Source organism: Leptospira terpstrae serovar Hualin str. LT 11-33 = ATCC 700639 (assembly GCF_000332495.1).
Lineage (GTDB): Bacteria > Spirochaetota > Leptospiria > Leptospirales > Leptospiraceae > Leptospira_A > Leptospira_A terpstrae.
Genome location: NZ_AOGW02000004.1, coordinates 24,114 through 46,124, shown reverse-complemented (window position 1 = coordinate 46,124; position 22,011 = coordinate 24,114). Strand labels below are relative to the sequence as shown.

Genomic DNA, 22,011 nt, shown 5'->3' with positions numbered 1-22,011 from the left:
ACAAAAGCTGCAACAATCGCTTCCTACTTAAGCGAGGAATGGGTTGTTGTTGCTACCAAAGGTCATATCAAAGACCTACCTCCCAAATCTTATGGGGTGGATTTTAAAAATCAATTCGAACCCGAATATGAATGGTTAAAAGGAAAAAAAACTGTTTTTTCCGCCATCAAAACCAAAGCCAAAAATGCCTCTATTATCTACATTGCTAGTGACCCTGATCGAGAAGGGGAGATCATCGCCAAACATTGTTATGATGAATTAATTAAATTAAAAAAACCAATCTTTCGACTTCGGCTGAAAGAAATATCTAAAGAGGAAGTTAACCGTCAGATCCAACTAAAAGCCGGATTGGATTTGGCGGAAATTGAATCACAAATTGCAAGACGTGTAGTGGATCGTATTTTTGGTTTTGAAGTTTCACCCGACTTATGGAAACAATTAAAAATTTCCTCTTTATCGGCGGGTCGAGTTCAATCCACTGTCTTACATTGGATTTGCGAAAGGGAATTAGAAATCCAAAACTTTTCTAAAGAAATCTATTACCAATTAAAATTAAATGGATCGGTTTCCAACCAGTCAGTTGTTTTGGACCACCAAACCAAAGATAAATTAGATTCGAAGTCGATACAAAAGCTCCTTTCGGAAATAGAAATCCTACCAGAACCAACCAGGTTAAAAGAAATAACACTATCCCAGATTAAAAAGAAAAATATCAAAAGAAATCCTCCGCAAGCATTTTCCACTGCTAGTTTGCAAGAAACGAGTTTCCGTGTTTTAGGATTTGATTCCAAAAAAACAATGAAATTAGCACAAATGTTATTTGAAGGAAAACGAATTGGTTCGGGAGAGAGGATCGGACTCATCACTTATATGCGGACTGATAGCACCCGTGTTTCCGATCAAAAACGGGAGTTAGGTGAGAAGTATCTCAATCAAAATTATCCTGGTTTGTGTTCTTTGCAAAATAACACTCCTAAAAAACAAAAAAAATATTCTCAAGATGCCCACGAAGCAGTCATTCCCACGAATGCAAATTATAGTCCAGATTCAATATCTTCCTATTTATCGCTTGAGGAGAAAAAACTATACTCACTGATTTGGGAGCGTTTTTTAGTTTCTTTGATGAAGCCAGAGTTAGGTGAAGAGACAGTTTATGAATTTGAGAAAAATAATCATACCTTTGTCCACAAAAATGAATTCATAACAGACCCTGGATTCAAAGCCTTTGCCAAATCAGAAAAGAAAAAATTGCAAAAACGATTAGATTGGAAATTGGGAGATCGTTTTCAATACGAGTCCTACTCTGTAGAGGAAAAACAAACAGAACCACCCGTTCGTTATACACAGGGAAAACTTGTGCAAAAGATGGAAGATACGGGAGTCGGTAGACCCTCTACCTATGGAAGTATCCTCGAAACTTTAAAAACCAGGAAATACATTGTCGAATACCACAAATCCATTGGCCCTACGGCACTTGGTTTGAAAGTGAATGAATATCTTTTTCTTAACTTTCACGATATGATTGGTGAATCCTTTACAAAAGATTTAGAAGAAAAGTTAGACCAAGTCACAGACAAAAAAGAATCACGAGTGTCTCTCATTCAAAATTTTTATGAAGGTTTGATGTTTATTTTAAGAAGTCCTCGAAAAAAAACATCTCTCGTTTCTTCTCAGTCAAATACAAAAGAAAATGTCATTAGTTCCGAAGAATCAAAAACAAAGAAATCCTTATCCAAGCAAAAAGGAAAAAAATCAATTGTTACACCTCCTCCTTCGAATCTAAACAAACAAAACATTTGTCCTGTGTGTAAAGAGGGTGTGGTAAAAACCAAGTTAGGGAAAAAAGGAAAAACCATTTATTTTTGTTCCCGGTATCCGCATTGTGACTACATCACCTATGAACTATAAACAAAAGAAAACTCTTATCCTTGTGAATTTAGGTGGGCCAAGAACCACTGAGGAAATAGAAGTTTTTTTAACCGATTTGTTTACAGATCCATTTGTTTTTGATTTGCCATTACCTGAATTTTTACGGCTTCCTCTTGCACGTTTTATCGCAAAGAAACGAACCCCCAAGGTAAAAAAAATCTATGAGTCAATGGGGTTTGGTGGTGGTTCTCCTTTGGTTGCAGAAACTGAAAAACAAGCAAAAGCACTAGAGCAGATATTGAATCGCAAAACAGATTTTAATTGGACTGCCAAAGTAGCAATGACTTGTGGATTTCCACATATCAGAGATACAGAATTCGAAAAACCAAGTTCCGATACCATCTATCTACCGTTATATCCACAATATTCTAGATCTACAGTGCTTTCTACACTTAGCCATTTAGAAAAAAAATTTAAGGAATGCCCAGTGGGAAGCGGGGGTTATGTTCCTAGTTTTGCTTCCGATTTAAAGTTTCACCAAATCACAGCTAGGTTTATTTTTGAATTCTTTACTAAATCATTAAACAGAGATGAATTTTTACATTTTCCGGAAGTTACCTTCAATGGTGATTGGAAGGATTTGGATTTTATTTTTTCCGCACACGGCGTTCCTATGCGCCTGATCCGTAAGGGAGATCGATATATGCAAGAAATCGAATCTTCTGTAAAGGGAATTACGGAACAACTTCGTTTGTTAGGATATCGTGGGCAAACACATATATCTTACCAGAGTAAGGTGGGACCAGCTAAATGGACGGAGCCAAGTTCTTTACAGATCATTGAGTCTCTCGCTAAAGAGGGAAAACAAATCGCAGTTTATCCTATTAGTTTTGTGAGTGATCATTTAGAAACTTTAGAAGAAATTGGAGAGCAGTTTAAGGATCTTGCTTTAGAATCTGGTGCAAAATCATTTACTCGAATTCCCGCATTTGGAATCTATCCACCGTTTCTAGAATATTTGGCAGAAAGAGTGCTTGCGGCAGATATTTTAATCAGCTATTGTTCTTGTAAAGAAATGGGTGGTGAGTCACTCCCTACTTGTCGATTCAAATAGAGACCGAAGTCCAATTCCTTTACGATAGTTCCCAAAAAATCGAATGTCTTTCCCTTCGGCAATCCATTGTGATTCTAAAACATCCAACCGTTTGTTGAATAAAAATAATTTTCGATCGTAAGCCGGAAAAGCACCTGTCCATGAAGTGATATACACAGCCTTCGGGGAATCTGTTTTTCCTGTAATTTGTTTTCTATCTTCCTCGAGAATGGATTCCCAAGAAATTTTATCATCGGTTTTTGCTACACTTGGATAAATCCAAGTTTCGGAATGGAGATCATTATTTGCCCTTCCAGGAAAAATATCGGAATTACATAATACACCAAGGGCATGAATTCCTTCGTTTTTTCCAAAAAGAATTCCAAAACATGGATCTATTGTTAGGTGGTTTTTTCCAAATCTTGTGATGGTTGTGATAGAAAGTAAATTAGGTGTTTCCTCTCTATCGATTTGATTGCCTAGGAGTGGAATTAGATTTTTTAATGATATGGAAAGTTTTACTTTCCCTTTCCATTGTAAAATTTCCTCCAGACTGTCTAACGAAACATTGGTTTTGATTTGTATTTTTGGTTTTAAATAATCCACCAAATGAGAAATTAAATCTCCCATACCCAAAGGAAAGGAAACGGTTCCGTATGTTTTTCTTTTGTTTTTTAATATTTCTTTTAAAATCGTACTCGATCCGGAACCGTCCCATTGATTAAAAATAGATTCTGCTTGCAGAGATTCGAGTCTTGTACCATAAACTCCACCTATGGCTGGTTCGATGATGTTTTCTGTAATTGCACTGCCAAACATATGACGCGCCCAAGTTTCAAAGTTTTGTTCTTCATTGAATTTTAACTTTTTAAAACAAACAGTGTAGAGTAGCCTTAATCCTGTTAAAATAGAGATCGGTAATCTCGAAAGTTTTCGGTTGGTCCAAAAATAACGTCGTTTCGAGGCGTTGTTCGGAAAAAGAGGGGTGAGTCCAATGTCATCTAACATAGAATTCATGGAATCAGTCAGTAATACCCCATTGGCTGCGAACTCTACAAGACCTTCCTCCACTGTATTTGTTCCTATAAGGCCACCTAACTTATTTGAACTTTCATACAGGGTTACTGCGTCTCCGCGTTTTGTATGGTGGTAGGCGAGAAAGAGTCCCGTGATTCCTCCGCCAATGATACGAATTTCTTCACTCATATTGCTTTTGAAAAAACAGGTTTTGTAGGTTGGCTCAGTTGTAATTTTTCATCGAAAGCCATTGCTACAATTCTTAAAAATGGTTTCCCAAGTTCAGTCACAGAAAGGGAATCTCCTTGCCACTGCACTAACCTATCCAATTCCATTTCTTGTAAGAAGTTATATACATGAGATTTCATTTCACTGGGAACATTTACTTTCCAAGAAGTCATTAAATCTAAAATCAATTGTTTACGGATTTGATCAGATTTCGTTAGTTTGTGTCCGCGGAAAATGGGAATGGTACCTTCCAATACGGACTTACGGTATTTCATTTCTAACTTTTGGTTTTGGAAAAAAAGATCAGGTGTTTCCGAAATAGAAGAAGAACCAAGTCCTAACATTACATCTGTTTTGGATTCGCTGTATCCCATAAAATTTCGATGAAGTTTGTTTGTATTAAAGGCTTTCCACAGTTTGTCATGAGGTAAAGCAAAATGATCCATCCCAATTTCCCTATAACCTTCTTTTTCTAATAATGATCGACCAATTTCGTATAAGTCTCGTTTGACGGCAGCTTCTGGAAGGTCTTTTTCTGTAAATAGTCTCTGGGATGCTTTGATCCAAGGTACATGGGCATAGGAATAAAAGGCAATTCGATCGGGTTTTAGTTCCAATGTCCTTTCAATGGAATATTTCATGGAATCCAATGTTTGTTTGGGAAGACCATAAATAAGATCAAAATTTACGGAGTCAAATCCAAGTGCCCTGGCTTCCAGTGTAATGTTTTCTGTAAGTTCAAAGGGTTGGATTCGGTTGACAAGCCTTTGAACTTCGGGATCAAAATCTTGAACCCCTAAACTAATCCTTCGAAATCCTAATTTTTGTAAAAGTTTTAGTTGAGATACTCTTGTCCTCCTTGGATCCACTTCGATGGAATATTGAGGATCTTCTGTAGGATTTAATTTGTTTAAGATAAACTCAATTGTAGATTGGAGATGATAGTCTGATAAGTAAGTTGGACTTCCTCCACCTAAGTGAAGTTCGCTCAAGTTTTTTCCGTTGAGATTTGTTACTTTTTCTGCATAGAGTTGTAATTCATTTTTAAGGGCTGCCACATAAGGTTCTTCCACAGTGTGGTTTTTGGTGATGGAAGTATTACAACCACAAAAAGTACAAAGTGTTTCGCAAAAAGGAATGTGGAGGTATAACGCTAGTTTTGATTCTTTTGTGCTTAGGTGTGTTTCTAAAGATTGAATACACTCTTCCAGAGTAGGGGAGTCCGTCCAGTAGGGAACTGTTGGGTAACTAGTATACCTAGGTGCGGGTGTGTCGTATTTTTCAAGCAAGTGTTTCATTATGCAAATGCCTTTCTAGTTTCATCTATGAGAAGGTGGATGGAGCTTTCTGGAGTGAATTGTAGAACTCCATGTCCGAGACCTGCCACCCAACCTTTTCTTTCTTCAGGATCTAAGTCTTTGATTGGCTGAAGGTATTCCTTTATTTTTTGTTTGAGAATTGAGTTTTCTGCAAATAAAAGTTCTTGGTCAAAGTTTCCTTGGATAAAACCGTTTCCGCTAAACTCTGTTAGTGTTTGTTGGATTGAAAATCGATGATCTACGCCAAATCCTGCTAAATTCGGAATCTCATGGATTTGTCTGACTTGAGCTTCTGTTGAATTTTTAGCATAATAACCAATTTGTTTTGGATAACGATTTGCAAATTCTGTAATTGGTCCGACCACGTACCTTTGGAAGTTGAAAGGATCTAACATCCCTGCGGCAGTATCAAAAATCATTACTAATTCAGAACCACCTTGCAGTTGTAATTCGATATTTTGTTTCAGAAGTGGTACGAGTATGGAGTAAAATTTATCTACAAAGTTTTGGTTTGTTTTTATAAATGATAAATTTCCATCATGTTTTCCAATGCTTGCATAAGTCATGAGAGTGAATGGGCCACCTACAAATCCAATTAAGGAAACATCATTGGGTAAAACTTCTCTGGTTCTTTTAACTGCTTCTTTTTGAAATTTGAGTCCCTCGATTGCTTCCTCATAAGGTTTTAAACGTAACAAATCATGTTCGGAAGTGAGAGAAAAGGAAAGTTTGGGTCCTGGATCATAAGTCAAACCCATCCCTAGTGCTTCCAAAGGAAAAAGCAGATCCGAAAATAAAATGCTTACATCGAATCCAAATTCACGAACAGGTCCAAGAGCCACTTCTGCTGCAAGTTCCGGTTGTTTGCATAACTCCATAAAACTGTAAGTTTCTTTTAGCTTTCGATAATGCGAGTGGTAACGTCCTGCTTGGCGCATAAACCAAATAGGGGGAATGTTTTGGGGTATTAAATTTAAAGCATTTGCAAATCGTTCGTTTCTAAATTGAGTGGTGATCATTTTACTTCCTGTAAGGCCTTCATGGTTTTATTTAAAGTGGCTTCTATGATTTCATCTGTGTGAACCGTGGATAAAAATCCCACCTCGTATCCGCTAGGTGCTAGATACACACCATGGTTTAAAAGTTTATGGAAAAAAGTTGCAAACTTAACTTTGTGATCAGCAGGAATGTTTGCGACTGTACGAATTGGTTCCTCTGTTTTACCTTTTAGCCAAAATAGGCTTCCATAAGTAACTGCTTCCCATTGGGAATCACCGGACTCGGCGAGTAATTTTACAATTCCTGAAGTGAGTTTTTTTGTTTTTGTTTCTAGTCCCGGATAAGGATTTTCGTTCCAAGCTTTTGTTAGAGTTTTTAGACCAGCACGCATCCCAATCGGATTTGCAGATAGGGTGCCTGCTTGGTAAACCGGACCACTTGGTGCGACCAAATCCATCAGTTCTTTTTTTCCGGCATAAGCACCCACAGGAAAACCACCTCCGATGATTTTACCATAACAAACTAGGTCCGGTACAATTCCAGTAATGCCTGCCATACCTTGGAAGGAAACTCGAAAGCCTGAGATTACTTCATCAAACAAAAGTAATGCGCCGTATTTTGTTGTGAGTTCTCTACATTTTTTTAGGAATTCTGTTCTTTGAGGGAGAAGTCCATAATTTGCTGGAATTGGTTCGATGATAAGGCAGGCAATCTGGTTTCCTTGTGTTTGGAATAATTCCTCTAAAGCTATCTCATCATCTAACGGGAGTACGAGGGTATTTTGAATGATTTCTGGTCCTATACCTTTACTATCACTGGAACTGAGTCCTGCAAGACCTGAACCTGATTTAACAAGGAGTTGGTCTAAGTGGCCATGGTAACAACCATCAAATTTTAATATTTTACTTCTGCCGGTAGCAGCTCTTGCTACTCGAAGGGCACTCATCACTGCTTCTGTTCCTGAGTTGACAAAACGGATTTTTTCTGCCCAAGGGATTCGACTAGTAATAAACTCAGCAAGCTCTAAGGAATAAGGTTCACATGCACCGAAGGACCAAGCCTTCCTCACTGTATCTTCAACGACTTCTTGAATTTCAGGATGTCTATGACCAAAAAGTAGAGGACCAAAACTCAAACAATAATCAATGTAATCTTTTCCTTCCACTGACTTTAAATAGGCGCCGTTTGCTTCACTAAAGAAAACGGGTGTTCCACCCACGGAAGCAAAGGAACGAACCGGGCTATGTACTCCCCCTGGGACCACTTGTGTGGAACGAAGAAATAGTTCTTCTGAATTCATGAATACAACCTTTGTGCGATCCTTGCACCATAAGTAATTAAATAGGAAGATCCTGCCCTTCGAAAGACATCCCAGGTCTCCTTTAATCCTTCTTCAAAATTTAAAAAACCTTCTTTGGCTAAATAGACAAGACTGGCATACTCGCCACTCACTTGGTAAGCACCAGTAGGAAGTCCTGTTTTTTCTTTGATGGGTCCTATCAGATCAATTGCAGTCATCCCTGGTTTTACCATGAGTAAGTCAGCACCTTCTTCTTTATCTCGAATGGAAGTGTGGATGGCAGTATCTCTGTCACGTACGTCCAGTTGGTATCCGCTTCTATCTCCAAATTGTGGTGAGGAATCTGCGGCCCCACGGAAAGGTCCATAAAAATTACTTTTGAATTTTGTCGAATAACTCATGATAGGAACCATGGAATGTTCGTTAGCATCTAATATTTTTCTGTGAGAGCCCACGCGACCATCCATCATATCACTAGGTGCAATTCCGTCAGCACCTGCATCTGCATAGATGAGGGCAAGGTCAGACAAACGTTTGAGTGTTAGATCCAGATCAATTGTGCCTGATTTGTGGAAGTGGCAACAATGACCTGTTGTGGTCACAGAACAAATACATGTATCAAGCCAGAGAAACATGTTCGGGAATTCTTTTTTAATCGCACTAATATTGGAATGGTAGAAGTTTTTTGGAAAACCTGTATCCGATTTTTCTTTTGGAACCATAAAAAGTAGAAACTGAGAGACTCCTGCTTTTAAGTCTGATTCAATTTGCGAAAAAATTGATTTATGAGTATCACGAAAAACTTCGGGTAACCCTTTGATGGGTTCCTTTTCGTCGATCCCTTCTGCAAGAAACAGAGGTTGGATCATTTTGTTTACATTAAGTGAACCTGTTTCTCCTAAGTTTCTTAAATATTGGTTGGAACGAAGTCGAAGTGTTTGTTTTTTCATGGCTTTATATACCTTTCTACCCAAGAATCAAAAGATAATGATACAAAAACTTTGGTTTCAGCGGCTTCTTCACCTATCGTCTGTTTAATTTTTTTAAATGTCGATCCTGGACCCACAAAATGTATGACATCTAATAATTCAGGGAACCGTTTGGTAACAATGTCAAACTCGGAACCACTGCGCCAATAGGCTGCTTTGATTTTGGATGTATCAAATGGAACTGGGATTTCTGGTGCCGATACAAAGTATGTTGGAACCACTGGATAAATACTATTGTTTTTGTCTGAATCAACATGAGTGAGTTTAATGAAATTTGTTTTCCTTCCTAAAAGTAAATCAATCATAGGGGGTTCACTTTCACCTAACCCATCACAGGTTCCATTTACCCAAAATCCTCTGAGAGCCAAATCTTTCCATGTAGAAAGTCCTGCCGACCAAAGAATTTGGTTGGTTGGATTTACTGATAAATCAAGTGGAAATGCATAACCGCGAGAAACAAATACATCTACATCTTTGGGAATGGAGTATGTAAGTCTTTCTCTTTGTCTTGCGGCCATTTTGGCCTTTGGTGGCCAAACTTCATCACGATGAAACATTAGTTTTGGTGTATTTGATAATTCCTTTGTAAATAAGGATTTCCCATCTTCGGTTTCCCCTCTAACAAAAGTAATTCTACCGTAATCTCTTGTTAATACAGAAACTCCGATTTTTTGATGACAACCACCGCCATACCTGGATAATATTTTTCTTTCTTCATTGGCTGTAAGTTCTGCATTTACATCAGAAATTTCTCTAAGTAGTGATTCTAAATGTTTGTCATCTTTTCTAATCTCTGCAGCGAGAGCACCTTGTGCGGGTGCACTTGGGAAAATGGAAGAAGGCATTACCATAAACAAGGAGAGGTTTATGGTATCTCTAATGAGTTGTTTTACATCCTTTAATTCAGGGATCAGATTCTCATCATCTTCAAAACTCAATATTCTATCTAAAGCTGCTTTTGCTACTAAGATTCCACCATTTTCATGTTCCAGATACTTTCGCAGTCTTGTTTGTATATTTCCTCTAACTGATTCGATTTTGACCTGGAAGGAGTTGATGGGAGTTGGGAAATAGGATTTTACAAAATCACGAATGTGATGTTCCCTTCTTGGAGAAGAAGTAAGGATTGTAATTTCAGTTGGTGCGGAAATCCATTTATTTCTTTTGAAAAGTAAAACGTCGCGAACATCTTCTCGTGCTAAGACGGGAACAAGGATTGTGTCCTTCCGTTCTCTTAGATCCATATCTTTCCAAGAATGAATGACAATATCAATTTTATGATTTAATAAATCGTCTTGGAGATCTTTTGTAAAAATTCCTTGGCCTGCAAACTGCCAAAGAGGTGTTTTGAGATCTTTGTCACCAGCAGATTCTCTAAATACTGTTTGGAATTCTGTGGTTTTGTTTTTTTGTTGGAGTGCTTTGGTTACGGAAAGAATTTGAATTCGGGAAAGAAGCGAAGACCTTCCTCCGACTTTGATGATCTCAGACAAGTAAATCTTCCCATCCATTCATAATATGAATTTGTTCTTCCTCCCGCTCCCGAGTGAGTTCGGTAAGATAGAATTGTAAGTCCATTTTTACGGATTGGATTTGTTCATCAGTATTTTGTAGATCGTTTAGAATTTTTGAAAGGGGAATGTAATTTTTATAATTGGATTCACTGAATGCAGTTTCACGAAAATCTAAAATTAAAGAAGAATTTACAATCATGGATTCCCAATCAAACGGTAGAAAGCTAGAGGCAATCACAATGGCTTCCGTACTTGGTTTGTAATCTTCCCAATGGTGAGTTGTGATTGAATATTCTTTCTGTAATTCAGACATCTTTGTTTGGTTTCGGCCAATGAGGCGAACTTCCTTTTCTTTTGAAACAAGATAAGGGAGGATGGAAGTGGCGAGTTTTCCTGTTCCCAGTAGAGTTACTGATTTATGTTTTTGTAGATAAGAATCAGCTACACTGCCATAAGTTTGTCTTCCAAGTCCTGTTAAATATTTGGAACGAATTTGTTTCGTATGTTCTAAAATTTGATCTCGTAACCTTAAGAGAGAGAGTGCAAAAGTTGACTCAGTTACTTTTTCTTCTCGAAAACGATCTCGAAATTGTGCCTGGATTTCAGATTCTCCAAAAAGTTTGGATCTAAGCCCTGAAACAACTTCTAACAGAAACCGGTACGCCTCAAAACCATGAAAAACTTCGTAACCTTTGTAAAATCGTTCGGATTCGGTAATCGGAAATAAGCGGCGGTCTCCAAATGCAATGGATCTTTGGCATGTTTGCCAAACCTCTAGACCTGGTTCGTCTAAAGAGTTACTTGTGGGATCATTTGAATGTAATAGAATCAGGTTTGACCACATAATTTTATTCTATCAAATACAGAGTTCCAACTGTCACAAGATTGTCAGTCTCTAAAAAAATAAAATATGATATTGAAACTAAGTCTCAATTAATAAGGAATGGTTTATGATGAACGAAGAAAATTGGAAAGAAAAACTCACTCCCTTACAATTCCAAGTCACTAGGGAAAAAGGCACCGAACGACCGTTTAGTGGTGAATATTATGAACATAAAGAGAAAGGCACTTACCTTTGTGTTTGTTGCGGTGAAGCATTATTTTCTTCCAATGCAAAGTATGATTCAGGTAGTGGTTGGCCTAGTTATTACGAGCCGGTGCGAAAAGAAGCAGTGGCAACAGAATCAGACCAAAGCCATGGTATGGTTAGAACAGAAATTCACTGTCAAAACTGCGGGGCACATCTGGGTCATGTATTTCCAGACGGGCCAAAACCCACTGGGTTAAGGTATTGTGTCAATTCTGCCTCCCTTAAATTTCAAAGCGAATCATAATGGGACTCGGATGACAACCACCTGAAATTTGATTCCCAGGCTCCAGGTAGTCATATGAATTTTGTTATCTGGTTATTTTTGGTGAACTGAACCAAAAATCGCGTGGTATCGATTGGAAAGTAAGTTACCTATGAAATCGGTTGTTAAATTCGTGGGGCTTACTTTTGTAACTGAATCACTAAAGTAAGCGACTTTCCAAAGAAACCTACTTTTCTTTTTTCACTGCTTGCAAAAGGTAAGTGACTTACTCTTTTAACCAGGAAACTTCTACACAGCCTTCAGGTTTTCTGTCGGGAACAACCGCTCGGTCTAAGGCTACTGCCCCGAGGTTGACACCAATGCGAAGGGCAATTCGTTTTGCTAGATGGGAATACTGGTTTGCTTCACACCGGTTCCCCAGCCGCGATTCTAATTTGGAAATTTGCAAAAGAAGACTAGCATTTCCCTCTGACTCTTTCATTCCAATCGCATGTTTGAGCTGAATGGCTTTTTTCAAATCTTCCCTTGCAGAAATGAGTTCGTTTGTTTCCATTTTTTGAATGGCTCGTTCTTCAAGGCTCGTAATCACAGAAGGGATTCGAGACAAACGAGTGATTTTCAAAATGTCTTCTGCAGACTCATCCAAAACGGGATTTGCATGCAAACCAAAGGAAATGATGAATAATAGAGCAATTTGGTATTTAATCATACAAAGGGTGCCTCACGGACTCCATAATCCTACACAATGCATAATTTGTGCCAATTGGAAGAAATACTCATAGACGAGATCGAACCTGACTTTCCAATGAAACTGACTCTGGCCGAGCGATCGCCTTTTGCCTTCCTTCTGGAAGGTGGGGGGAGGAAAGTCCGGACACTAGGGGACAATCGGACCGAGTAACACTTGGGCTTTCGGGATCCAGAAATGGGCCTTGAGGGACGGAAAGTGCAACAGAAAGAAAACCGCCTACTTTGGTAGGTAAGGGTGAAATGGTGGGGTAAGAGCCCACCGCTCTATTTGTGAAAATAGGGGCATGGTAAACCCTCCGATGTGCAATCTCAAGTAAACAACCGCTACGAGCTTGTCCCGCCAGGTTGTGGGTAGAGAGCATTAGATAAATGATCGCATAGAACAGAATCCGGCTTATGGGCCAGAGTCACCTTTTTTTAGAATCGATTGAATCACTTCTTCTTCGTTAGGTGGATAGAAAACACAAACCAAACTTCTGATTTTCAAAATTGTTTCTGCTAAGAGAGTCCTTGTCTCTAATTTATCCCAGTCTTCAAAACCAATGAGGACGCCGCATGTTTCTTCCATACCCACAAATTCTTGGCACGAATAATTTCGCATAGCATTCTCATCTAAAAATTGTTTTAATCCAGTTTTTGCTACTGATTCTTCTGATTTATAAATTACCACAATTTCATCGTTTTCTACTTCTAATACTTTCTTTGCATAACCAAAACACCACCGAATTTGGTCTGTTAGGTCATCATCTGCCTTTATGAATTGAATATCGGAAAGATTACTTTGTATTGGAGATTCGGAAAAATCATTGAGTAGAGTATTCGCAAAATTGACTATTTCGGGAGAGTTTCTTATATTACGGTTGATATCCCAGACATGGATGGGAAGTGAATTCCAATAATTTAACATTGGGGAATCTAAATATTTAAAACGCCTAGAGATAAAGAGGATCCAATTTTTATTTTCCCAAAAATACTTTGACAGGTATAAAAAAACTTCTTTTTCAGGAGGTTCCGTGATTACCTCTTCAATCCCATCAGCAATCAGTAGATCAATGTTGTTGTGGTTTATTTCTGTTATGTTGTTTATGAGTTCAATGTAGTTCTTTTCTGGAAGGTTTGCGAGTTCCTCTTTCCAAATTTCGTAAAGTGCTTTTGCTCCTTGCCATAACAATACTTTTTTGCCAGCGCGAGCGTTTTGTAAGGCCAACTCTCCTGCAAGGATAGACTTACCAGATCCCGTACTTCCAAATACTAAATTATGCGGGTAGTTATTAATTCCTTCCACCAATTCAAATTGTTCTTTCGTAAAAAATAATAAATTCTCTTCTTCTTTTTCCTTTTGTGATCGAAAGGTAGGAAAGAAGTTTAGATTTTTTTTAATGATTTCATGTGCTTTGATAAGGACTGAGTCTGGCAGAGGTTCTCTGTTGTAACGGAAAAGTATTTCTTCCAAAATAGAATTTAAGTCAACCTCATCCTGAACTTCTTTCCCACCAAACACATAAAGATGTTGGTCATTTGGTAAGTGAAATTCTTTTCTTTCATTTTTTAAAAAGAAGATAGCGCTATCGTAATAATCCGCTGGAAACAAATCCGCAAGTTGGTTATGGTTTTTAAAAAACTCACGGATTAGGTCCCTCTCCGTGACTACTTGTTCGATGGGGTTTGAATAGGATTTTCCTTCTACTGGTTTCCAATCCCTTTCTCGAACATTATAAAATTCCCATTCTCCTTTTTTTTGTCTCCACTTCCCATTTTTTAATTCGATTGTGATGACTCCGAATGGCGAGACCACAAGAAAGTCAATTTCTCGCATGGGAACATCGGGAGTGATGAGGGTAATCGAATAATAGATATTGCAAGGAATGCGAATTTCCTTGGAAAAACGGCTATAAAAATGGGATTCTAGCGATACGTCTTTGGATTTTCCGTGAAACTGTTTTGGATAGATCATTTTTTAGTTCTGCAAACTGACCACCAGTGTTTCCATTGGTGATATGAAACTGATACCACCAACCGTAATTTTCTGCCTATTGTTTTGTGCCTGTGCCGGTGGGAATATTAAAATAAAGATTCGGCCTGATATGTCAGGAGATCTTGTTTTATACCAGAAAAAAATTACCAAAAAACCTTCGGGTGTTTTTTTTGGATCTGGATTGAAACCAACAGGGGAACTTGAGATCAGTATCAAAGAGAGAGCTTATCAGTTTTCCAATTACACTCACATCTTACCACCTGGATTTCGGTTCATTGAATTTACAGAGGAACAGGTGCAGGAAATCCAACTAGTAGTTGATACGAGTAAGTCTTCCCTTCTTCTTAAGGCATTGGAAATCAACCGGGAGGAAATTGATTCTATTTTGAAAGAGGCAAAACTTAGAGATGATTTACTTCGTTTTAATACTCTAGTGGAATTCATCCAATTTGAAGTTCAGTTTCCTTTCCCTATCAAAAAAGTGAAATTTGCAGAACCTAGGACACCGGGGGAATGGACAGCAAGATTAGATGACAATCAAAAGATGATAGTGAACATTCCCTTACATTCCGTTTGGGCCAATGAACACCAACTAACAACGATTCAAATCTATCCGGATTCGAATTAATCTTTGTGAAAGTATCTGGAATCTAAATTGTGAACAATTTCTTTTAATACCTTTCTTCTTTCCGTATTGTCAGGAAGGATTTCTTTTAAGTTTCTTCTCATTTCAAATAGAGTTTCCATTAACTCATGATCCTCTTCTGGGATAATTTCTTCAAAGAGTTTCCGCAAAGTAGAAGATACACCAGCAAATTTACCATCTGTGGAAATGGCAAATTGGACAGGGCCAATGGATACGGTGGAGGATGAGTAAAAGTCGCAATTTTTGGGATCATCCACAGAGTTCACCCAAATCCCTTTTTCTTTGCCAATTTTTCGAAAATTTAGATTGGTATCGGGATCACTTGTTGCTAAAAAAATAATCTCTCTGTGGTTTAAATCTTCTTCTTTAACTGCTCGTTTTTCTACTTTGATGTTTGGGTATTTGTTTAAAAAAGTTTTTACTTCTTCACTAAAATCAATTGAGATCACATGGAGATTGGCTCCCGTAAATTCAAGGCCTAGTAATTTTTCTAAACAGGCATTCCCACCGCCAACGATAAGAATGTTTTTATTTTCTAAGTTTAAAAAAATTGGATATTTTTTGAAATTCATTCTGTAAATAAACTGGTAATCGTTGATTTTTGTATTTTTTCTTTTCGATTCAGTAGGGGACGGATTGCTTCACCCACATACAGGATTCCTGGACCAGAAGATTGTTTTTGGATGCCGTCTAACATAGTATCGGCGAGAGTCGATGTTGCATAGGTTGGGTTTAAACTTCCTACATTTTCAGCAAGGACAATGGGGGTTGTGCTTTTGATTCCTTTTTCTATTAATCTTTCTGCAAGTTCCTTTGTTTTTCTGCTACCCATAAGAATGACAATAGTTCCTAAAAAATTTTCCATTCCCATCCAACTGCGTTCATCTTCCAAAATCGTATGTCCATCCAGGATGATGATCTGCCTAGAGACCCCACGAACAGTAAGCGAAAGACCTAAATCAGCAGCACCCGTGGTAACTGAACTTACACCAGGGACCACTTCATAAAGAATTCCCGCTTCTTCCAAACTTTGGATTTCTTCGGAAAGTCTTCCGAAAATAGAAGCATCTCCGCCTTTCAATCGTACAACTCGTTTTCCCTCTAAAGCAAATTCGACTAACATCGAATTGATTTCTGGTTGGGTGCGGGCATGTTCGTTTGCCCTTTTTCCCACATAAAGAATTTGTGCATTGAGGGGAAATAAGTCTAAAAATCCGGAATCGAGAAGGGCATCGTAGAGAATGACGTCGGCGGATTCGATTCGATTTCGGCCACGGAGGGTCAAAAGGTCAATGGGGCCCGGGCCACCACTCACAAAACTGACAAATCCTTGTTCTGTCTTATTGGAGGACATATCTGTTATACCTTGCCAAAATGTTAGAAATAGTCAAGTGAATGGCTAATAATTTCTACAAAATCTCCATTTTTTTGGTTTACTTAGGCTCTAACTCTGGGGAAAGATTCAATTTATCAGACTTTTTGGATGTTTTACTGGAATCCAAATCAAAAATAGGTTTTTATGCTATCCGATGAGAAACGCAATCGATTTTTACAGTTACTGAAGGAATCCACGAAAGACGAATGGGTGTGGATGTCTGGATATTTGTCTGCTCTCACTCAGGCAAGCATTGGGGGCAGCAGCGTGGATGTGTCCCTCACTCCTCCTGTGAGCATTGATTCAGGGAATGATCCTTTACATGGAAATTTAAAAACCCAACCCATCCAATGTAGCGTGGTGTATGGAACAGAAACGGGAAATTCTAAAAAACTTGGAACAGAACTCGTTAAAAAATTAAAGGAACTCGGTGTATCGGCCAAACTCAAAAGTACAGATACCTACAAAGCGAAAGACCTGAAAGAAGAAGAGTATTTATTTGTGATTGTTTCGACACATGGGGATGGAGAACCACCGCAAGCAGCAAAACCATTCATTCAAATTTTGAAAGATTCAAAAGATTCATTAACAAAGGTAAAATTCGCCGTACTCGGATTAGGTGATACTAGCTATCCATTATTTTGTCAAACTGGTGAAGATGTAGATTCCATGTTATCCAAACTGGGTGCTGAACGTATCCAACCTCTAGGAAAATGTGATGTTGATTTTGATTTAGTGGCCAAACCTTGGATGAGTGAACTGATTTCCAAACTGAATGCACATTCTAAAACTGCAACGTCACAAAGTTCTGCAAAGACACAAAATCCAACGGTAAAACCTGCTTCTAGCGGTAAGGTTGTTTATGAAGGTTCTGTGATTACCAATATAGTCTTAAACGATATTGGTGCTAGTAAATCCACAAGACATATTGAAATCAAAACTACTGTCCCTATCGATTACCAACCAGGTGATAGTGCAGGATTTCTTGCATACAATCGTGATGAGGAAGTGAGCCGAATTTTATCCCTATTACAAACAGATCGTGAGTCTCGTGTAACTTATAAAGGGGAGACGTGGATGGCTTATGATTTGTTTCGTAAAAAAGTTTCTGTCCGCTTTTTGCCAGACCGAGTCATTCAAAAATATGCAACCCTTATTGGAAAAGAGATTCCATCCGGTAAAATTGATTTAGATGTATTACTCACTCTTCATCCTTCGGAAAAAAAATTAGAACTACAAACTCTCGTCGATGTTTTAGAACCCATAGTCCCTAGATACTACTCCATTGCTTCTAGTCCTTCTGCTCATGGAGATGATGAAGTTCACCTAACCGTTGCAGAAGTAGAGATCGAAACATTTACTGGTCTGAAAACTGGTTTTTGTTCTGGATTTTTAGCTGAATTAAGAGAAGGGGATGTGGTTCCCTTCTTCATTCAAAGAAATAATTCCTTCCGATTGCCAAGTCCAGATACAGATATTATCATGATTGGGCCAGGCACAGGGATTGCCCCTTTTAGAAGTTTTTTGTTTGAAAGAGAACAAAATTCCGGGAACGGAAGAAACTGGTTATTTTTTGGAGAAAGGAACTTTGTCTCCGATTTTTATTACCAAACAGAACTTTTAGAGTTAATGGATACAGGCGTATTACATAAGTTAAATGCTGCATTTTCTCGTGATACAAAACAAAAAGTTTATGTGCAAGATCGGATGGGTGAAAATGCTTCAGAACTTTTAAAATGGATTGAAAATGGCGCAATTATTTATCTTTGCGGTTCCAAAGATCCTATGAGTAAAGATGTAGATCGCAAACTCATTGAAATTTTAACAGAAAGAACATTTGATACGGGAAAAGATGCTTCCGATTATCTCAAAGAATTGGAAGAAATGGGCCGCTACATTAAGGATGTTTACTGAGGTAATCATGGCAGAACAAAAAAAAGAAACATTAGCAGAAAAAGTAAAACGCCTCAGTCGAGGACTTCGAGGTTCACTTAGTGATAGTTTGAAAGATGAACACACGGGTTCTCTTCGTTCCGATGACCAACTATTACTGAAGTTTCATGGAATGTACCAACAAGATGATAGAGATCGCAGAGAGGAACGTGCTGCTAAAAAATTAGAACGGTTGTATTCTTTTATGATTCGATTGCGAATCCCAGGGGGGATGATTGGTCCTGTTCATTGGGAAGCTTTACACAATGTAGCTGGTGAAAATTCAACAGGAACTATTAAAATCACAACTCGCCAAACAGTACAACTTCATGGAATATTAAAATCAAAAATCAAACCTACTATCAAAGCTTTTGATTCTGTATTTTTAGATTCTATTGCTGCCTGTGGAGATGTAAATCGTAACGTAACTTGTACCTCCAATCCAGCAACTAGTCCCTTACACAAAGAAGTGTTTGGATATGCAGGGGAGATTAGTCGGTCTCTTCTGCCAAAAACTAGAGCCTATTATGAAATTTGGCTCGATGAAAATCTTTTAGCAGAGAAAGAAGAACCAGAAGATCCTTTGTATAAGGATGTTTACCTTCCGCGAAAATTTAAAATTGCAATTGCGATACCCCCTTATAACGATGTGGATCTTTTTACCAATGATATTGGCCTTATTGCAATCATTGAGAATGGACAACTTATGGGATTCAACGTAGCCGTAGGTGGGGGACTTGGAACTACTCACGGGAATGCTGACACCTATCCCCGAGTAGGAACTGTATTTGGTTATATTCCTAAAAAAGATATCTTAAAAGTTGTTTATGAAATTGTCACTGTCCAAAGAGATTTTGGAAATAGAGAAGATCGAAAACTTTCTCGTTTGAAATACACATTGGATCGGTTAGGTGTTGAGTTTTACAAACGTGAAGTAGAAAAACGAGTAGGGATTAGTTTTGAACCAGCAAAAGAATACCAGTTCACACAAAGATCAGATGATTTTGGTTGGAAACAAGATGTGGCTGGAAACTGGCACTATACTCTGTTTGTGGAAAATGGTCGTGTTTGTGATGAACATGGATACAATTTAAAAACGGCGCTTCTTGAAGTTTCTAAAACGAGAAGAGCAACATTCCGTTTTACTTGTAACCAAAACTTAATCCTTTCTGATATTTTCCCAAAAGATAAGGATCTCATTGAGTCTATTCTTGTTAAGTTTGGAGTTCATCGTAAAACTGGGGAAATTTCACCCATTCGCAAAAACTCAATTGCTTGTGTCGCACTTAGCACTTGTTCTTTAGCACTGGCGGAAGGACAAAGATACCTACCAAGTCTAATTGATAAAATTGAACCTATCCTTAGTAAACATGGACTTGCAGAAGAACCAGTATCGATTCGTATGACAGGTTGTCCGAATGGATGTGCAAGGCCTTACATTTCAGAGATTGGTCTTGTAGGTACGTCGTATGGGAAATACAACCTACATTTAGGTGCAGATGCGGAAGGATACCGTCTCAACAAAAAATATAAAGATGATTTGGATGAAGCTGCTATTCTAAATGAGTTAGATGGACTCTTCGGTAGATTTTCAAAAGAAAGAAATACCAAAGAATCTTTCGGTGACTATATCAATCGAATCGGAATCTTAAATTAAGATTCCGATTCTTTGGAAGTTTTGTTCCAGTAAGTCGCGATGCCGGCACCGGCAATCAGGTGCCAAATTCCCCACCACGCACATATCATTGCCATTCCTCCCAGACCATCAAAGAAATTAAAAACAATCGCAAGACCAAGGCTTGAGTTTTGAATTCCTGTTTCTATGGCAACGGTCTTTCTATCACCCAGTGGCAATCGAAAGAGTTTTGCAAAGTAATACCCTAAAGAAAGACCAGCCAAGTTCATAATAAAAACAAGTCCAAAGAGAAGATGGATGTATTCTTTAAAAAATTTCCAATTGGTAGCAAGGGCTCCCACGATAAAAAATGCGAGTAATAAAACAGAAATTCGTTGTACCGCACGTTTTACCGTATGAGTGAGTTTTGGAAATAGTTTTTGAAAGAGGATTCCAAGGACCAAAGGGATAAGCAGTAACAAGGTAACGGAAACCAAAATTTCATAAGGACTCACTGAAATTGATTTGAGATATTCTCGCGTCACAGGAAGTAAATTTCCCCAAAAGAAAAAACCAAGAGGTGTGAGGATAAAGGCCAAAGCAGAAGAAAAAGTAGTAAGACTTACAGAAAGTGCTAAGTTCCCTTTTGCCAAATGGGTGAAAAAATTAGACATATTCCCACCAGGACAAGCAGCGACGAGCACCATTCCCAGGGCAAGGCCTGGATGTGGTTCAATCACCCAAATGATGAGCAGAGTGGCAATCGGTAACAAAATGTATTGGCTAAAGAGTCCAACAAACGCTGGTTTGGGATTGCGTAATAGGTGTCGGAAATCTTGTAACTTTAGTTCCAAGGCAATTCCGAACATTATAAAACCAATCAGAGCATTGATTAAATAAACCGAATCTTTGTTAAAGTTAAGGCGAACCGAATTGATATCCATTTATTCTGACCATCCTACAAGGATACGACGTGGCCCTGTAAAGGGGAGCCTTCCATGGGAAACTGAAAAGTTATCAATGATAAGAACATCCCCTGTTTGCCAAGGTATTGCTACCAAATGTTTCCAAAATACATTGGTTATGGATTTCATTTCATTTGCAGTGATCTCTTCGCCATTACCATAAGTTACATGAACATCATGAGACTTTTCTCCTGAAATTCTTTTGATTAAAGTGAGGAGTGTGAGTAAAAGTGCAACACCGAGAGAACGAAAAGTTTTTTGTCTTTTAAAAATTTTCCATACTTCACTCACTGCGGCTTGGTAGTGAAACGTTTGGGAATGGTTGTGCCATGCTTTGGTTTTTGCTTCTGGATGGATTCGAAATCCAGATTGTTCGTTAGTAATAGTTAAGGAATCTATTCCAAACCAATCCAATTGGAATCTGTTTTCATCGGAAATTTTTTTTACTTCGGATAAATCTGTGGTTCCAAACATTTCATCCCAACGTTTGGTTTTCCAAAGTGAGAAGCGGGCCTTATTGGACGGACCGTCATAACGCCTTCTGTAACGAATTCCATGTTTCTCAATTTTTTCTTTGATCTTTGGATCTACATCTTTATAAATTTCTCTAAGATCAGTTAAGGGAGTTTCTCCTCCTGTTTCTGATGCTTTCTCAGCATAAAAAAATAAAAGTTTCGGCGGGTTGTCGAGAAAACTCATCTCGGCATGTTGCATGATCGGGTAGTGGGCGGGGAGTTCACTTGCGGTAAACACATGTTTAACGACCTGATCTCTGGGTGAAGTTCCTAAATAAAATTCTCCTAGTTTTTCCTCAGTGGCGAGAAGGATGGATTGGAAATCCGTCGCCTCATGGATAGGAAAACCGCGGAATAGTATGGCTCCATAGTTCTTTAGGTCCTCTCTCCATTCCTTCTGATTTTTTTTGACCCAGTCAGTGAGTTCGAGTAATTCTTTTTCTTCAGCGGGTTCATAAACGACGGGAAGTTTTGTCTCCCCGATGAAAGATTTCCGGATCCATTTCGTTGCAGTCGTGGTGGCTTGGCTCATACTATTGTCATCTTAGTGAACCCAGCCTATTTATTGCAAGAGAAAATCTGTTATATTGGACTAAA

18 protein-coding genes, 1 other RNA gene and 1 pseudogene are annotated in these 22,011 nt (G+C 38.3%); 7 read left to right on the top strand and 13 right to left on the bottom strand.

Annotated elements, in window-relative coordinates:
* The first annotated feature begins 15 nt into the window (after positions 1-15).
* Both topA and hemH read left to right on the top strand, forming a co-directional pair.
* The gene (topA, locus tag LEP1GSC203_RS01620; RefSeq protein WP_039936927.1) at positions 16-1,908 is read left to right on the top strand and encodes a type I DNA topoisomerase; all 1,893 of its coding nucleotides are present in this window, start codon (positions 16-18) and stop codon (positions 1,906-1,908) included.
* The gene (gene hemH, locus LEP1GSC203_RS01615; RefSeq protein ID WP_002971977.1) at positions 1,898-2,983 is read left to right on the top strand and encodes a ferrochelatase; all 1,086 of its coding nucleotides are present in this window, start codon (positions 1,898-1,900) and stop codon (positions 2,981-2,983) included. Before topA ends, hemH begins: the two co-directional genes overlap by 11 nt.
* Here hemH and LEP1GSC203_RS01610 read toward each other — a convergent pair.
* The 7 genes from LEP1GSC203_RS01610 to LEP1GSC203_RS01580 are packed head-to-tail and all read right to left on the bottom strand — an operon-like array spanning position 2,957 to position 11,172.
* Positions 2,957-4,168, bottom strand: a complete 1,212-nt coding sequence (locus tag LEP1GSC203_RS01610; RefSeq protein ID WP_002972039.1) for a protoporphyrinogen/coproporphyrinogen oxidase — start codon at positions 4,166-4,168, stop codon at positions 2,957-2,959. The genes hemH and LEP1GSC203_RS01610 overlap by 27 nt on opposite strands.
* Complete coding sequence (gene hemN / locus LEP1GSC203_RS01605) at positions 4,165-5,505, bottom strand: oxygen-independent coproporphyrinogen III oxidase (RefSeq protein ID WP_002971992.1); 1,341 nt, start codon at positions 5,503-5,505, stop codon at positions 4,165-4,167. The genes LEP1GSC203_RS01610 and hemN overlap by 4 nt, the downstream gene beginning before the upstream one ends.
* Positions 5,505-6,545: a uroporphyrinogen decarboxylase family protein gene (locus LEP1GSC203_RS01600; protein WP_002971993.1), complete on the bottom strand. Its 1,041-nt coding sequence runs from the start codon at positions 6,543-6,545 to the stop codon at positions 5,505-5,507. The genes hemN and LEP1GSC203_RS01600 overlap by 1 nt, the downstream gene beginning before the upstream one ends.
* The gene (gene hemL / locus LEP1GSC203_RS01595) at positions 6,542-7,825 is read right to left on the bottom strand and encodes a glutamate-1-semialdehyde 2,1-aminomutase (RefSeq protein ID WP_002972001.1); all 1,284 of its coding nucleotides are present in this window, start codon (positions 7,823-7,825) and stop codon (positions 6,542-6,544) included. The genes LEP1GSC203_RS01600 and hemL overlap by 4 nt, the downstream gene beginning before the upstream one ends.
* On the bottom strand, positions 7,822-8,775 hold the full coding sequence (hemB, locus tag LEP1GSC203_RS01590) for a porphobilinogen synthase (protein WP_002971951.1): 954 nt from the start codon (positions 8,773-8,775) through the stop codon (positions 7,822-7,824). Before hemB ends, hemL begins: the two co-directional genes overlap by 4 nt.
* Positions 8,772-10,307 carry a hydroxymethylbilane synthase gene (gene hemC, locus LEP1GSC203_RS01585; protein ID WP_002972075.1) on the bottom strand — a complete coding sequence of 512 codons (1,536 nt, stop codon included), beginning with the start codon at positions 10,305-10,307 and terminating at the stop codon, positions 8,772-8,774. Before hemC ends, hemB begins: the two co-directional genes overlap by 4 nt.
* Positions 10,300-11,172 (bottom strand): NAD(P)-binding domain-containing protein, encoded by an 873-nt coding sequence (locus LEP1GSC203_RS01580; RefSeq protein ID WP_002972024.1) that lies wholly within the window; start codon positions 11,170-11,172, stop codon positions 10,300-10,302. The genes hemC and LEP1GSC203_RS01580 overlap by 8 nt, the downstream gene beginning before the upstream one ends.
* A gap of 106 nt (positions 11,173-11,278) precedes the next feature.
* Between LEP1GSC203_RS01580 and msrB the strand changes: the two genes are divergently transcribed.
* A complete protein-coding gene (gene msrB, locus LEP1GSC203_RS01575; protein ID WP_002972000.1) occupies positions 11,279-11,662 on the top strand; it encodes a peptide-methionine (R)-S-oxide reductase MsrB in 384 nt (127 codons plus the stop codon).
* 244 nt (positions 11,663-11,906) lie between these two features.
* On the opposite strand, the gene LEP1GSC203_RS01570 is transcribed toward msrB, so the two are convergent.
* The gene (locus LEP1GSC203_RS01570; protein ID WP_002972059.1) at positions 11,907-12,350 is read right to left on the bottom strand and encodes an LEPBI_I1174 family sigma 54-regulated protein; all 444 of its coding nucleotides are present in this window, start codon (positions 12,348-12,350) and stop codon (positions 11,907-11,909) included.
* 104 nt (positions 12,351-12,454) lie between these two features.
* On the opposite strand from LEP1GSC203_RS01570, the gene rnpB reads away from it, so the two are divergent.
* Positions 12,455-12,804, top strand: an RNA gene (rnpB, locus tag LEP1GSC203_RS19425) — RNase P RNA component class A.
* A 1,154-nt stretch (positions 12,805-13,958) separates the two neighbouring features.
* Here rnpB and LEP1GSC203_RS20135 read toward each other — a convergent pair.
* Positions 13,959-14,345, bottom strand: a pseudogene (locus LEP1GSC203_RS20135) (nuclease-related domain-containing protein); the annotation flags it as partial.
* Positions 14,346-14,388: 43 nt separating this feature from the next.
* Between LEP1GSC203_RS20135 and LEP1GSC203_RS01555 the strand changes: the two are divergent.
* Entirely contained in the window at positions 14,389-14,994 is a 606-nt protein-coding gene (locus LEP1GSC203_RS01555; protein ID WP_198008541.1) for an LBF_1134 family protein, read from the top strand.
* Here the strand turns inward: LEP1GSC203_RS01555 and LEP1GSC203_RS01550 are convergent.
* Together LEP1GSC203_RS01550 and cobA are read right to left on the bottom strand one after the other, a co-directional pair.
* A complete protein-coding gene (locus LEP1GSC203_RS01550) occupies positions 14,991-15,584 on the bottom strand; it encodes a precorrin-2 dehydrogenase/sirohydrochlorin ferrochelatase family protein (RefSeq protein ID WP_002972005.1) in 594 nt (197 codons plus the stop codon). The genes LEP1GSC203_RS01555 and LEP1GSC203_RS01550 overlap by 4 nt on opposite strands.
* Positions 15,581-16,366: a uroporphyrinogen-III C-methyltransferase gene (gene cobA / locus LEP1GSC203_RS01545; RefSeq protein WP_002972033.1), complete on the bottom strand. Its 786-nt coding sequence runs from the start codon at positions 16,364-16,366 to the stop codon at positions 15,581-15,583. Before cobA ends, LEP1GSC203_RS01550 begins: the two co-directional genes overlap by 4 nt.
* A 165-nt stretch (positions 16,367-16,531) precedes the next feature.
* Between cobA and LEP1GSC203_RS01540 the strand changes: the two genes are divergently transcribed.
* The gene (locus LEP1GSC203_RS01540; protein WP_039936919.1) at positions 16,532-18,301 is read left to right on the top strand and encodes a diflavin oxidoreductase; all 1,770 of its coding nucleotides are present in this window, start codon (positions 16,532-16,534) and stop codon (positions 18,299-18,301) included.
* 7 nt (positions 18,302-18,308) lie between these two features.
* A complete protein-coding gene (locus LEP1GSC203_RS01535) occupies positions 18,309-19,976 on the top strand; it encodes an NADPH-dependent assimilatory sulfite reductase hemoprotein subunit (protein ID WP_002971969.1) in 1,668 nt (555 codons plus the stop codon).
* On the opposite strand, the gene LEP1GSC203_RS01530 is transcribed toward LEP1GSC203_RS01535, so the two are convergent.
* Together LEP1GSC203_RS01530 and LEP1GSC203_RS01525 are read right to left on the bottom strand one after the other, a co-directional pair.
* Entirely contained in the window at positions 19,973-20,878 is a 906-nt protein-coding gene (locus LEP1GSC203_RS01530) for a bile acid:sodium symporter family protein (RefSeq protein WP_002971950.1), read from the bottom strand. The two genes, LEP1GSC203_RS01535 and LEP1GSC203_RS01530, sit on opposite strands and share 4 nt — an antisense overlap.
* Positions 20,879-21,946, bottom strand: a complete 1,068-nt coding sequence (locus LEP1GSC203_RS01525) for a TauD/TfdA family dioxygenase (protein ID WP_002971956.1) — start codon at positions 21,944-21,946, stop codon at positions 20,879-20,881.
* Positions 21,947-22,011: the final 65 nt, after the last annotated feature.

Bases quoted from the DNA above. Each gene is read 5' to 3' on its own strand.
- hemH (WP_002971977.1), top strand. From the start codon at position 1,898: ATGAACTATAAACAAAAGAAAACTCTTATCCTTGTGAATTTAGGTGGG.
- LEP1GSC203_RS01610 (WP_002972039.1), bottom strand. From the start codon at position 4,168: ATGAGTGAAGAAATTCGTATCATTGGCGGAGGAATCACGGGACTCTTT.
- hemN (WP_002971992.1), bottom strand. From the start codon at position 5,505: ATGAAACACTTGCTTGAAAAATACGACACACCCGCACCTAGGTATACT.
- LEP1GSC203_RS01600 (WP_002971993.1), bottom strand. From the start codon at position 6,545: ATGATCACCACTCAATTTAGAAACGAACGATTTGCAAATGCTTTAAAT.
- hemL (WP_002972001.1), bottom strand. From the start codon at position 7,825: ATGAATTCAGAAGAACTATTTCTTCGTTCCACACAAGTGGTCCCAGGG.
- hemB (WP_002971951.1), bottom strand. From the start codon at position 8,775: ATGAAAAAACAAACACTTCGACTTCGTTCCAACCAATATTTAAGAAAC.
- LEP1GSC203_RS01580 (WP_002972024.1), bottom strand. From the start codon at position 11,172: ATGTGGTCAAACCTGATTCTATTACATTCAAATGATCCCACAAGTAAC.
- msrB (WP_002972000.1), top strand. From the start codon at position 11,279: ATGATGAACGAAGAAAATTGGAAAGAAAAACTCACTCCCTTACAATTC.
- LEP1GSC203_RS01570 (WP_002972059.1), bottom strand. From the start codon at position 12,350: ATGATTAAATACCAAATTGCTCTATTATTCATCATTTCCTTTGGTTTG.
- LEP1GSC203_RS01555 (WP_198008541.1), top strand. From the start codon at position 14,389: ATGAAACTGATACCACCAACCGTAATTTTCTGCCTATTGTTTTGTGCC.
- LEP1GSC203_RS01550 (WP_002972005.1), bottom strand. From the start codon at position 15,584: ATGAATTTCAAAAAATATCCAATTTTTTTAAACTTAGAAAATAAAAAC.
- cobA (WP_002972033.1), bottom strand. From the start codon at position 16,366: ATGTCCTCCAATAAGACAGAACAAGGATTTGTCAGTTTTGTGAGTGGT.
- LEP1GSC203_RS01540 (WP_039936919.1), top strand. From the start codon at position 16,532: ATGCTATCCGATGAGAAACGCAATCGATTTTTACAGTTACTGAAGGAA.
- LEP1GSC203_RS01535 (WP_002971969.1), top strand. From the start codon at position 18,309: ATGGCAGAACAAAAAAAAGAAACATTAGCAGAAAAAGTAAAACGCCTC.
- LEP1GSC203_RS01530 (WP_002971950.1), bottom strand. From the start codon at position 20,878: ATGGATATCAATTCGGTTCGCCTTAACTTTAACAAAGATTCGGTTTAT.
- LEP1GSC203_RS01525 (WP_002971956.1), bottom strand. From the start codon at position 21,946: ATGAGCCAAGCCACCACGACTGCAACGAAATGGATCCGGAAATCTTTC.